Source organism: Streptomyces sp. NPDC033216, from assembly GCF_055577115.1.
The window spans coordinates 1-12,160 of the sequence record NZ_JBVIQK010000022.1; the positions used below are offsets into that span (position 1 = coordinate 1).

11 protein-coding genes are annotated in these 12,160 nt (G+C 72.7%); 5 read left to right on the plus strand and 6 right to left on the minus strand.

All coding sequences use genetic code 11. The features are described from left to right. Nucleotides 1–95 precede the first annotated feature (95 nt). Nucleotides 96–1,595: an SCO1417 family PLP biosynthesis transcription factor gene (locus tag ACZ5Y0_RS29690; RefSeq protein ID WP_469131765.1), complete on the minus strand. Its 1,500-nt coding sequence runs from the start codon at nucleotides 1,593–1,595 to the stop codon at nucleotides 96–98. Nucleotides 1,596–1,693: 98 nt separating this feature from the next. Between ACZ5Y0_RS29690 and yczE the strand changes: the two genes are divergently transcribed. From yczE to ACZ5Y0_RS29710, 4 genes are all read left to right on the plus strand, one after another. Further along, on the plus strand, nucleotides 1,694–2,371 hold the full coding sequence (yczE, locus tag ACZ5Y0_RS29695) for a membrane protein YczE (RefSeq protein ID WP_469131766.1): 678 nt from the start codon (nucleotides 1,694–1,696) through the stop codon (nucleotides 2,369–2,371). Then, nucleotides 2,368–3,135 carry a glycerophosphodiester phosphodiesterase gene (locus tag ACZ5Y0_RS29700; protein WP_469131767.1) on the plus strand — a complete coding sequence of 256 codons (768 nt, stop codon included), beginning with the start codon at nucleotides 2,368–2,370 and terminating at the stop codon, nucleotides 3,133–3,135. The genes yczE and ACZ5Y0_RS29700 overlap by 4 nt, the downstream gene beginning before the upstream one ends. Before the next feature lie 64 nt (nucleotides 3,136–3,199). Then, complete coding sequence (locus ACZ5Y0_RS29705) at nucleotides 3,200–4,555, plus strand: MFS transporter (RefSeq protein ID WP_469131768.1); 1,356 nt, start codon at nucleotides 3,200–3,202, stop codon at nucleotides 4,553–4,555. Between the two features lie 278 nt (nucleotides 4,556–4,833). Beyond that, nucleotides 4,834–5,208, plus strand: a complete 375-nt coding sequence (locus ACZ5Y0_RS29710; RefSeq protein ID WP_020128921.1) for an RNA polymerase-binding protein RbpA — start codon at nucleotides 4,834–4,836, stop codon at nucleotides 5,206–5,208. 124 nt (nucleotides 5,209–5,332) lie between these two features. On the opposite strand, the gene fxsA is transcribed toward ACZ5Y0_RS29710, so the two are convergent. From fxsA to ACZ5Y0_RS29730, 4 genes are all read right to left on the minus strand, one after another. Further along, the gene (gene fxsA / locus ACZ5Y0_RS29715; protein ID WP_469131769.1) at nucleotides 5,333–5,893 is read right to left on the minus strand and encodes an FxsA family membrane protein; all 561 of its coding nucleotides are present in this window, start codon (nucleotides 5,891–5,893) and stop codon (nucleotides 5,333–5,335) included. 305 nt (nucleotides 5,894–6,198) lie between these two features. Further along, nucleotides 6,199–7,059 carry a polyprenol monophosphomannose synthase gene (locus ACZ5Y0_RS29720; RefSeq protein WP_469131770.1) on the minus strand — a complete coding sequence of 287 codons (861 nt, stop codon included), beginning with the start codon at nucleotides 7,057–7,059 and terminating at the stop codon, nucleotides 6,199–6,201. Between the two features lie 568 nt (nucleotides 7,060–7,627). After that, on the minus strand, nucleotides 7,628–9,241 hold the full coding sequence (locus ACZ5Y0_RS29725; RefSeq protein WP_469131771.1) for an amidohydrolase: 1,614 nt from the start codon (nucleotides 9,239–9,241) through the stop codon (nucleotides 7,628–7,630). A 90-nt stretch (nucleotides 9,242–9,331) separates the two neighbouring features. Beyond that, nucleotides 9,332–9,772, minus strand: coding sequence for an Lrp/AsnC family transcriptional regulator (locus ACZ5Y0_RS29730; RefSeq protein WP_392247493.1), 441 nt, complete (start codon nucleotides 9,770–9,772; stop codon nucleotides 9,332–9,334). Nucleotides 9,773–10,012: 240 nt separating this feature from the next. On the opposite strand from ACZ5Y0_RS29730, the gene ACZ5Y0_RS29735 reads away from it, so the two are divergent. Further along, a complete protein-coding gene (locus tag ACZ5Y0_RS29735) occupies nucleotides 10,013–10,471 on the plus strand; it encodes a hypothetical protein (protein ID WP_469131772.1) in 459 nt (152 codons plus the stop codon). A 431-nt stretch (nucleotides 10,472–10,902) separates the two neighbouring features. Here the strand turns inward: ACZ5Y0_RS29735 and ACZ5Y0_RS29740 are convergent, their stop codons facing one another. Then, nucleotides 10,903–12,075 (minus strand): acyl-CoA dehydrogenase family protein, encoded by a 1,173-nt coding sequence (locus ACZ5Y0_RS29740; RefSeq protein ID WP_469131773.1) that lies wholly within the window; start codon nucleotides 12,073–12,075, stop codon nucleotides 10,903–10,905. Nucleotides 12,076–12,160: the final 85 nt, after the last annotated feature.

A 12,160-nucleotide genomic window follows, 5' to 3' on the forward strand; every position in this document is an offset into this window, starting at 1 on the left:
TGGCTGGGTTGGGGGGGGGGGGGGGGGGGGGGGGGGGGGGGGGGGGGGGGGGGGGGGGGGGTTGCCCTTCCCCCCCCCCCCCCCCCCCCGACCCGTCAGGCGACGAACGTGCGCGGACCCTCACCGCCCACGGTCCCCCCGCTCTCCACGACCCGGGCGGCCGCGGCCAGCCGCGCCGCCGCCTCGTCCGCCACCGCGCCCCCCACGGTGAACGGCAGCCGCACATATCCCTCGAAGGCGCCGTCCACCCCGAACCGCGGCCCGGACGGCACCCGCACCCCGACCCGCTCCCCGGCCTCGGCCAGCCGCGACCCGGAGAGCCCGCCGGCCCGCACCCACAGGGTCAGGCCGCCCCTGGGCACCGCGAACTCCCACTCCGGCAGCTCCCGCCGCACCGCCGCGACCAGCGCGTCCCGGTTGCCCCTGGCCTGTTCGCGCCGCAGTTCCACGGCCTGCTCCCAGCCGCCGGTGCTGAACAGCCAGTTCACGGCCAGTTGCTCCAGGACCGGAGTCCCGAGGTCGGCGTAGGCGCGGGCCGCGACCAGGCTGCGGACGACATCGGGGGCGGCCCGGACCCATCCGATGCGCATGCCCGCCCAGAAGGCCTTGCTCGCCGAGCCCACGGTGATCACCGTCGCCCCGGCCGGGTCGAAGCTGCACACCGGACGGGGCATCTCGACATCGTCGTCGAGCCACAGCTCGGTCATCGTCTCGTCGGCGACCAGCACGGTCCCGGCCGACCGGGCAGCCTCGACGAGCCGGCGCCGCTGGTCCTCGTCCGCGAGCGCGCCCGTCGGGTTGTGGAAGTCGGCGACCACATAGGCGATGCGCGGCGCGGCCTCGCGCAGGACCTGCCGCCAGCGGTCCATGTCCCACCCGGCGAGCCCTTCGGCCATCGCCACGGGCACCAGCCGGGCGCCCGCCTCCCGCATGAGCTGGAGGATGTTGGCGTACGAGGGCGATTCGACGGCGATGCGCTCGCCGCGGCCCGCGAAGAGGTGGCAGATCGCGTCGATGGCGCCCATCGCGCCCGTGGTCACCATGATCTGCTCGGGCATCGTCGGGATCCCGCGCCGGGTGTACCGCTCGGCGATCATCGCGCGCAGGGCCGGCAGCCCCGCCGGGTAGTCACCGTGCGTGTGGGCGTACGGGGGCAGTTCCTCCAGCGCGCCCTGCACCGCTCGTGTCAGCCACGGTTCGGGGGCCGGGAGGGCGGCACAGCCCAGGTCGATCATGGAGCCGAGGGCCTCGGGCGGCAGGGGTTCGAGGCCACGCGCGGGCACCGGGTTGCCCGCGGGGACGGACGTCCAGCTGCCCGCGCCGCGCCGGGACTCCAGGAAGCCCTCCGCGCGCAGCGCCTCGTAGGCGGCGGCGACGGTCGTACGGCTCACGGACAGGGCGAGGGCCAGTTCACGTTCGGCGGGCAGGCGCGCGGCGACCGGGACCCGCCCTTCCAGGACGAGCAGCCGGACACCGTCCGCGAGCGCGCGGTAGGCGGGCGGGCGGCGCGTCCCGGCGCCGGCCGGCCGGTCCTGCTGGGACGTGAGCAGCCGCGCTAGCTGCGCGGCCCCCACCGCGGAGGTCCACTGCGCCATGGATATCAGTCCACCTTCCCGGAATTGGCCATGGATGACCCGTCCTTCCACGCCACAGAGTGACACGCGCCAGTCCACTACCACCAGCAGGGGTCCACTTGTCCGAGTCTCCTCCGCCGACCGTCCCGCCGAAGGGCGGCCTCCCCCGCCGCCTCACCCAGCTCTACGTCGGCCTCGCGCTCTACGGCGCCAGCTCCGCCCTGCTCGTGCGCGCGGGCCTCGGTCTGGAACCCTGGAACGTGCTCCACCAGGGACTCGCAGAACGGAGCGGCCTGTCCATCGGCGTCGTGTCGATCGTCGTGGGCGCCGCCGTACTGCTGCTGTGGATCCCGCTGCGCCAGCGCCCGGGTCTCGGCACCGTCTCCAACGTCTTCGTGGTCGGTCTCGCCATGGACGGCACGCTCGCACTGGTTCCCGAGGCGCACGGCCTGGCCGTGCGGGTGCCGCTGCTGGTGGCGGGCATCGTCCTCAACGGCGTGGCCACCGGCCTCTACATCGCGGCGTCCTTCGGGCCGGGACCGCGCGACGGCCTGATGACGGGACTGCACCGGCGCACCGGCCGGTCGATCCGGGCGATGCGGACGGCCGTCGAGATCGCGGTGGTGGCGACCGGCTTCGCCCTCGGGGGCACGATCGGCGTCGGCACCCTGCTGTACGCGCTGTCGATCGGGCCGCTCGCCCAGATCTTCCTGCGGGTGTTCGCCGTGCCCCCGGCATCCGGCGGCAGCACGGCCGTTGCCACCGGGTCACCGCAGGGGGCCATACTGCGTCCGTGAGCACCCCCATACGCCACCCGTACCTCGACCATCCGGGCCCCCTGGCGTTCGCGCACCGGGGCGGTGCCGCCGGCGGTCTGGAGAACACCGTGGCGCAGTTCCGGCGCGCGGTCGAGGCGGGCTACCGCTACATCGAGACCGACGTGCACACCACGAGGGACGGCAAGCTCGTCGCCTTCCACGACGCGACGCTGGACCGGCTGACCGACGGCGCGGGCCGCATCGCCAACCTGCCGTGGAAGGACGTACGGCACGCGCGCGTGGGAGGCAGGGAGCCGGTCCCGCTGTTCGAGGAGCTGCTGGAGACCTTCCCCGAGGTCCGCTGGAACGTCGACCTCAAGGCCGAACCGGCGCTCCACCCGCTCCTCAACCTCATCGGGCGCACCGACGCCTGGGACCGCGTCTGCGTCGGCTCGTTCTCCGAGGCCCGCGTCGTGCGTGCCCAGCGGCTGGCCGGCCCCCGCCTGGCCACGTCGTACGGGACCCGTGGGGTGCTCAACCTGCGGCTGCGGTCCTGGGGCGTGCCCGCGGCGCTGCGCCGCTCGGCCGTCGCCGCCCAGGTGCCGGAGGCACAGTCGGGCATCCAGGTCGTCGACCGCCGTTTCGTGCGTTCGGCCCACGCGCGCGGGCTCCAGGTGCATGTGTGGACGATCAACGACGCGGATCGGATGCACCGGCTCCTGGACCTGGGGGTGGATGGCATCATGACCGATCACATCGACACGTTGCGCACGGTCATGGAGGACCGGGGCGTCTGGGTCTGACCCCACCCCCCTCCCCCCTCCACGGCCCGCGCGCGGCACCTTGGGCGGGGAAGCGAGGGCGCGGGTGGGCACCGACACCGTGCGGAGGGAGGCGTTCGACGACGCCGCCGGGCGGCGGCGCGAACAGCGCGGCTGGTACTTCTACGACTGGGCGTGCTCCGTCTACTCGACGAGCGTGCTCACCGTGTTCCTCGGCCCGTATCTGACGTCGGTCGCCAAGGAGGCCGCCGATCCGGACGGCTATGTGCATCCCCTGGGCATCCCGGTCCGCGCGGGCTCGTTCTTCGCGTACTCGGTGTCCCTGTCGGTGATCGCGGCCGTCCTGGTCATGCCCCTGGTGGGCGCGGCCGCCGACCGCACGGGCCGCAGGAAACCGTTCCTCGGGGCCGCCGCCTACACCGGGGCGGCGGCCACGACGGGCATGTTCTTCCTGTCGGGCGACCGCTATCTGCTGGGTGGCGTGCTGCTGGTGGTCGCCAACGCGGCCCAGTCCGTCGCGATGATGCTCTACAACTCGTACCTGCCGCAGATCGCCCCGCCCGGAGAGCGCGACGCGGTGTCCTCACGCGGCTGGGCCTTCGGGTACGCGGCGGGCTCCCTGGTCCTGGTCGTCGACCTGGTCCTGTACCTGGCCCACGACTCCTTCGGCGTCTCGGAATCCACGGCCGTACGGATCTGCCTGGCCTCGGCGGGCCTGTGGTGGGGCGGCTTCACTCTGATACCGCTGCTCCGGCTGCGCGACCGCCCGACGACGCTCTCCTCCGCGCGCGAGGCGACCGCACCGGGCCTGCGCCAACTCGTGGCGACCTACCGGGACATGCGCCGCCACCCCTTGACTCTCGCCTTCCTGTTGGCCTACCTCATCTACAACGACGGCATCCAGACGGTGATCTCCCAGGCCTCGGTCTACGGCTCCGAGGAACTCGGCCTCGGCCAGTCCACCCTCATCGCCGCCGTCCTCCTGGTCCAGGTCCTGGCGGTCGCGGGCGCCCTGACGATGGGCCGGCTGGCCCGGAGGTACGGCGCGAAGCGCACGATCCTCGGCTCACTGGTGGCCTGGACGTTCACCCTGGTCGTCGGCTACTTCCTGCCGGCCGGGGCGCCGCTGGGCTTCTTCCTGCTGGCGGCCGCGATCGGCCTGGTCCTCGGCGGCAGCCAGGCCCTGTCCCGGTCCCTCTTCTCTCACCTGGTCCCGCCCGGCAGGGAGGCGGAGTACTTCTCCGCGTACGAGGTGAGCGACCGCGGGATGAGCTGGCTCGGCCCGCTGTTGTTCGGGATCACCTATCAGGTGACCGGAAGCTACCGGGACGCGATCATCTCGCTGGTGCTCTTCTTCGTCCTCGGTTTCCTGCTGCTGGCACGGGTGCCGGTGCGGCGGGCTGTCAGCGACGCGGGCAATCCGGTACCCGAAAGGATTTAGCACTCAAGGCCAAAGGGCGGTAGTGTACGCGTTTGGCCTGCCAGGCGTACCGTTACTGCGTGTCAAGGATGCCGAGACGCTGGGTGACATCTCCTTTCAGATGTGACAAACCGGGCGCCGGTGGGTACTGCATTGGTTGACAAGGCTGCGGCTACGACGGCGACGCACGACCCGGAACGGAACTCCGACCGGGAATCTTTACCGCCGACCGGACGTTGACCGGATGACGACGACAGCGACACCTGTCCTGTGGGCGACAAGCCCGGGAGGCACGATTCATGAGTGAGCGAGCTCTTCGCGGCACGCGCCTCGTGGTGACCAGCTACGAGACGGACCGCGGCATCGACTTGGCCCCGCGCCAAGCCGTGGAGTACGCATGCGAGAAGGGGCATCGCTTCGAGATGCCCTTCTCGGTGGAGGCGGAGATCCCGCCGGAGTGGGAGTGCAAGGTCTGCGGAGCGCCTGCGCTCCTCGTGGACGGCGACGGCCCTGAGGAGAAGAAGGCCAAGCCCGCGCGTACGCACTGGGACATGCTGATGGAGCGGCGGACCCGCGAGGAACTGGAAGAGGTCCTCGAGGAACGGCTGGCCGTTCTGCGTTCCGGAGCGATGAACCTCGCGGTACATCCTCGGGACAGCCGCAAGTCCGCGTAGTTCTGCGGAGCTGGGGCTGGTTTACAGCGCACGACACATGACCGCGGGCGCCGTACGTGAAGTCGCGTACGGCGCCCGCGGTCTTGCTGTGTCCGGGGTCATACCCTCGGACGACGGCTGACGCTCACCGAGTCAGCGGGGGACGCGGATCCTGTGGGGCCTCACCGCTCTCGTCCTCACGGATGATCACCTCGCCCTGGACCACCTTTCCGTCCGGGCGGTGCATGCGGGCCTGCTGGAAGGCGTTGCCGAGGGTGCCGGGGGTGGCGGCGCGCAGCTTTCGGTCGACCGTGCGTTCCGTCAAACGGCCGACGGCTTTCTGGACGGGCGGAAGGAGCAGGAGCAGGCCCAGCGCGTCGGAGGCCAGGCCGGGGATCATCAGGAGGAGGCCGCCGAGCATCATCAGGCCGTTGCCGCCCGAGGACGGGGGCGTACCGCGCTGGAGTGCCTCGTTGAGGTTACGGAAGGCGCGTCGGCCCGCCCGCTTGATCACCACCGAGCCGAGCAGGAAACCGGCGAGCAGCAGCAGGAAGACCGTGAAGCCGCCGGCGGCGCCCGCGACCACGGTCAGCAGCCAGATCTCCAGCACCAGCCACCCGACGAATCCCAGCGCCAGGAACGTCCGCAGACGGGAGCGCCGCGGCCGGGTGTCGAAGTGCGTGGGAGTCTGAGCGCCAGTCGTCATGCCCCCAGTGTGCCCGGCCCCGGCTCAGAGCGGCATAAGGGCTGATCAGCCGTTCCGGCGCGGTTCCCGTCGGGAACGCAGGGCGTGTCTCGGAAGCCCCGTCCGCCGCGCGACGCCTGTCACGCACTCCCGAGGGGCACCCTCAGTCGGCTTGCCGCGATCGTCCCGATACACCCGGTGTCGGGCGGCCCTCCGCCTGGCGATCAGACGCACCGGACCCGCCGCCGAGCCCGCCGGGGGTCCACCCGCCGGGCCCGCCCGCCCTGCGGGGGGGACGACGCCGCTTTCGAAACGCGCCCCACGGACTACGACGGCTGCTGCGGCGACGGGGAGGACTGCGAGGGGGAGGGCTGTGAAGGGGACGGCTGCCGCTCCGGCCCACCCGTCCGGCCCGCGATCTTGCCGACGCGTTCTCCCACGCCCCAGGCGGTGACCCGCCACAGCGCCTCCACGAGGATGTCGCGGCTCATCTTGGAGTCGCCCAGCTCGCGCTCGACGAAGGTGATGGGGACCTCGACGACGTGGTAGCCGGCCTTGACCGCCCGGCGGGCGAGGTCGACCTGGAAGCAGTACCCCTGGGAGGCGACCTCCTCGAGGCCGAGGCCTTCGAGGGTCTCCCGCCGGAAGGCGCGGTAGCCGCCGGTGATGTCGCGCAGCGGGAGGTCCAGCGCCAGGCGCGAGTAGAGACTGCCGCCGCGGGAGATGATCTCGCGGGATCGGGGCCAGTTCACGACCCGGCCGCCCGGGACCCAGCGGGAGCCGAGCACGAGGTCGGCGCCCTTCAGCGCGGTGAGCAGGCGGGGCAGTTCCTCCGGCTGGTGGGAGCCGTCGGCGTCCATCTCGACCAGGACGCCGTAGCCGTGCTCCAGTCCCCAGCGGAAGCCCGCGAGGTAGGCGGCGCCGAGGCCCTCCTTGCCCTTGCGGTGCAGCACCTGGACGTGGTCGTCCGTGGCGGCCAGTTCGTCGGCGAGTTTGCCGGTGCCGTCGGGGCTGTTGTCGTCGGCCACCAGGACGTGCGCGTCCGGAACGGCCTCGCGCACCCGGCCGACGATGCTCTTGATGTTCTCCGCCTCGTTGAAAGTCGGAATGATCACCAACGCCGTGCCGAGCGGACCGAACTTCCTCCCCCGGTCCTGTGCCGCGCGGTTCGCGTCGCCGTCGTTCACTGCTGCCCCTTCGTGTCCGTACGCAGGGGTCCACCATAGTGGCCGCCGCCTGCGGTGACGTGACAGGACGTTCGTATGGTGGTGTCGTTTCCACAGGACCGGGGTAAGAATGCGCTTTTTGGCTTGTATGGCCTGGGCCTACCACCCAGGAAACGCCCCCACGGTCCGGCGGATGGGGGCCCGGCGCCCTTCGGGCCGACCTGGGACCCGCCGGCTGCGGATCGACCTGAAGCCGTTGTCTACTGAGCGTCCGGGCCCCACCCGGGTCACACCTCCCCGACCGGCCGGAACGTTCCCTCGCTCTGGTGGGGCGCTGAGCCTGGCTCCCAGTGGCGGTGCGCCGGTGCGGCACACCGTCCTGACCCAGCGGCTCACCGGCGAGTGCGCGGACGTTCCCCGGTGGGGCGTCCGGTGGTGGACTCGGCCGAACCTACCGGCCCCCCGCGGTCGGCTGTCAACAGCCGTTCGACCTGCGACTTTCTGAGTAACGTGCTGGTCAGCGGGCGGGCCAAGGCTCTCGCTGGACGCCGCGCGGACGGGTGATCTTCCGCGCCGCGCCCCGGCGAGATCACTCGCCCGGCCGCGCGAACACGGTCCGTCCGCCGACCACCGTGCGCAGGCACTCGGGCAGATCGGTGCCGGGCGTCAGGTCGGGCAGGCCGGGGGTGCCGGAGCGGGGGTCGGTGGACCAGCGGGCGACGCGGTCGTCCGGCGCCTGGACGACGAGGGCGCCGGTGCGCCAGACGGCGTAGTCGGCGGGTGCGCCCGGCACCAGGACGCCCGCGTCGTCGCGTCCGACCGCCCGCCAGCCGCCGCGGGTGTGGGCGGTGAAGGCGGCGCGCACGGAGATCCGGTGTTCGGGAGTGCGGTGGAAGGCGGCGGCTCGGACCGTGCCCCAGGGATCGAGGGGGGTGACCGGGCTGTCGGAGCCGAAGGCTAGCGGGACGCCGGAGCGCAGCAGGGCCGCGAACGGGTTGAGGGTGCGGGCCCGCTCGGCGCCCAGGCGCTGTGCGTACATGCCGTCCTCACCGCCCCACAGGGCGTCGAAGGCGGGCTGGACGGAGGCGGTGAGGCCCAGTTCGGCGAAGGCGGCGATCGTCTCGGGGGTGAGCATCTCGGCGTGCTCGACGCGGTGGCGGGCGGCGCGCACGCGGGCCAGGCCGACCTTCTCGGCCGCCGCGCGCACACCCTCGACGACGGCGGTGACGGCGGCGTCACCGATGGCGTGGAAGCCCGCCTGGAGACCGGCCTCGGTGCAGGCCGTGACGTGCGTGGCGACCGCGGCGGCGTCCAGGTAGGCGGTACCGGTGTGGGCGGCGTCGGTGTACCGGTCGTGCAGGCAGGCGGTGTGCGAGCCGAGGGCGCCGTCGACGAAGAGGTCACCGGCCGCGCCGAGGGCCCCCAGAGCGCGTGCCTTGTCGACGTCCTGCTCCGCCCAGTAGCCGACCACCCGTGGGCCCGGCGCCTCGGCGGCCAGCCGCAGCAGGGCGGTGAAGTCGTCCTCGGAGGAGATCTCGGGGCCGGCGCACTCGTGGACCGAGCCGATGCCGAGCGAGGCGGCGTGCGCGAGGGCGGCCCGCTGGGCATCGGCCCGCTGGGCCGGCGTCACCGCTGCGAACGCGGCGGCGCGGACGGCGTGGTGGGCGTCCGCGGTGAGCGGGGCGTCGCTGGACGCGTCCGCCGTGTCGAGGCGGGGCGCGAGGTCCAGCAGGGCCGTGGTGACGACCGCCGAGTGGACGTCGACACGGGACAGGTAGAGGGGTCGCCCGCCGACGGCCTCGTCGAGTTCCGCGCGGGTCGGTGGGCGGCCGCCGGGCCAGCGTGATGCGTCCCAGCCGTGACCGAGGAGGACCTTGTCCCCGGGTCGGGCCGCGGCGAAGTCCCGTACCCGGGCGAGGGCCGCCTCCAGGGAGGGGGCGGTCGACAGGTCGAGGCCGGTCAGGGCCAGGCCGGTGGAGGTGGTGTGGACGTGGGCGTCGGTGAACGCGGGGGTGACCAGGGCGCCGTCCAGGTCGACCACCTCGTCGACGCCGTCGGCGAAGGCGTCGGCCGCGCCCTCGGAACCGACCCAGGCGACCTGGCCGCGCTCCACGACCATCGCGGTCGCGAACGGGTCGGCGGGACTGTGGACCTCTCCTCGGCGGAGCAGGACGGTCTTCGGGTCGGGCGTGCGCTCACTCATGGCAACAGTTTCGCGCCTCGCCCCGGCAGACCGGCACGGGGGATCCCTCGTATCGGGGAAGGGTCCTGGGCCCGTCCGGTGCGGCGACCCTCAGATCCGGGGCGGCCGGGCCTCGTACGGAGTGGACAGCACGACCGTGGTGCGCGTGGAGACGCCGGCGAGGGCCCGCAGCCGGCTCAGCAGCTCCTCCAGTTCGTGGGGGGTGGCCACCCGCACCTTGAGGATGTAGTTCTCGTCGCCGGCCACGCTGTGGCAGGCCTCGATCTCGGGCACCCCGGCGAGCCGGTCGGCGATGTCGTCGGGCGCGCTGGGGTCGAACGGTTTCACCGAGATGAAGGCGGTCAGGGGCAACCCGACGGCCTCGGCGTCGACGACGGCCGCGTAACCGCGGATCACGCCGCGCTGTTCCAGCCGGCGCACCCGCTGGTGCACGGCCGAGGTGGACAGGCCTGTCGCCTTGCCCAGGTCGGTGTAACTCATCCGCCCGTCCTTGACGAGCAGCTGCACGATCTGTCGGTCCAGCTCCTCCATGGCGCAAGAACTTACAGGGCGCGCGATCTCTTCGTATACGTATACAGCCCAGGTCATACCGGTTCGTGATGTGGCGGACCGTACGAGCCGATGGACATCTGCGCACGGCATGTGACGAACACCACAGGCTGCGCCAAGTCTTCGTGACGGTCCGGTGATTACCACCCAGAGAGGCTGGGAAGTGCTTGCTGTGGTCGAGGCCGCAGTGCCTGAACGGCCCAGCCCGAGGGGGAGAATCCCATGCAGAGTCTTAAGCGCCCTGGCCGTACCGCGCCCAAGCGGTTCCGGCCCACCATCGTCGAGTCCGAGCCGGAGGGCGTCGAACCCGACGGCCACGACGGCTTCGACGACGACAACGGCGACGAGTTCGACGCGTACGACACGTTCGAGATGTACCGGGTGATCTGCCCGGACTGCGCGCAGCCCATCGCGCTGCTGGCGGACGAGGAGGTCCTGCCGGAACACGCGCTGTGCGCCTCGCCGTGGAACCCGTTCGGGCTCACGGTCTGCGCCGGCACGGGCCGTGCCGCGTCCGAGGCCCGTCCCGCGGACGAGTCGGTGGAGCTCCAGGAGCAGGAGACCGCACTGCTGTTGACGCTCCCTCAGGGCCTGGACTGGCGGACGCAGCCCTTCTCGCACGTCGGCGGGCCGGCCTCCCGCCCGATGCGGGTACCGGCGATGCGCCGCCACGCCGCCTGAGCGCTGCCCTCGACTCCCGTGGTGACCCAGCGCCATGGCCCACGACCGGCCATGGCGCAGGACCGGCATGCCCGGCAGGGTCACGTTCCGTCGGGAGCGGACGACATGACAGTACGTCCGGACGTACCACCAGTCCGGGCGGCCGCGGGGCACATCCCGAACTCACACACGAGGGTACGAGCCGTGACCTGGCGTCACGCGCTCGCGTTGCCCTGGTATGACCCCCACCTATCAAACGCTCGGGCGTCACCGCCAACTCTTCGTGCCCGTGTCCGCAGGATCGGTTCCGCTGGCTCCGCCGCCGCCCCCGCAGGACCCGCCGATCTACCGCGACATGATGCGCGTCTGGGCCGACCGGGGCCGCACGCTGCCCGGTCGGCGGGACCCGGAGTGGGTGCGGCTGGTGGCACCGCTGGTACGGCCGGGTCAGTTCAGCGGGTCTCCGGACCCAGCAGGTGACGGGCGATGACCATGCGCTGGATCTGGTTCGTGCCCTCGACGATCTGTAGGACCTTGGCCTCGCGAAGGTAGCGCTCGACGGGGAAGTCGGCGGTGTAGCCGTAGCCGCCGAGCACCTGGACGGCATCCGTGGTGACCTGCATCGCCGCGTCGGTGCAGTGCAGCTTGGCCATGGCCGCCTCCCGCGCGAACGGCCGGCCCGCGTCCCGCAGCCGTGCCGCCGCGAGATACAGGGCCCGGCCCGACTCGACCCGCGTCGCCATGTCGGCGAGCAGGAAGCGCAGCCCCTGGAAGTCGGCGACCGGCCGCCCGAACTGCCGCCGCACGGTGGCGTAGGCGACCGCCTCGTCCAGGGCCGCGCGGGCGACACCGACGGCGCAGGCGGCGATGCCGAGCCGTCCGGAGTCCAGTGCGGCGAGGGCGATCGCGAAGCCCTGCCCCTCGTCGCCGACACGCAGCTCGTCGGGGATCCGCACGCCGTCGAAGTGGACCTGGGCGGTCGGCGAACCCTTGAGCCCCATCTTCTTCTCCGGCGGCGCCGCCCTCAGCCCCTCGGCGTCGCCGGGCACCAGGAAGGCGGTGATCCCGCGGGGGCCCTCGGCGCCGGTGCGCGCCATGACGGTGTAGAAGTCGGCGATGCCGCCGTGGGTGATCCAGGCCTTGGTCCCGTCGATGACCCAGCCGTCGCCGTCCCGGACGGCCCGGGTGCGCAGCGCGGCGGCGTCCGAACCGGAGGAGGGTTCGGAGAGGCAGTACGCGCCGAGCTGCCCGCCGCCGAGCATGGCGGGAAGGCGGGCGGCCCGCTGCTCCTCGGTGCCGTGCGCGGCGAGGGGGTAGGTGGCCAGGGTGTGCACGCTGACCCCCAGCCCGACGGTGAGGCGGGCGGCGGCGAGTTCCTCGAGGACCTGGAGGTAGACCTCGTAGGGCTGGTCGCCGCCGCCGTACGCGGACGGGTACGGCAGCGCGAGGAGGCCCGATCGGGACAGGAGCGTGAACAGCTCGCGCGGGAAGCGTCCGGCGTCCTCCTCCTCGGCGGCGCTCGGGGTGATCTCGCGGCGGGCGACGTCCTGGACGAGGGCGAGCAGGTCGCGGGCCTCGTCGGTGGGCAGGAGGCGGTCCACGGACGGCGGGACACGGTCGGACATCACACCACTCCCCTTCCGGTGCTGGTCGGCGACCCGGCGTTGTGAGTATGCCCGCGGTGGAAGGGCACCGCACCGCGCGATCGGA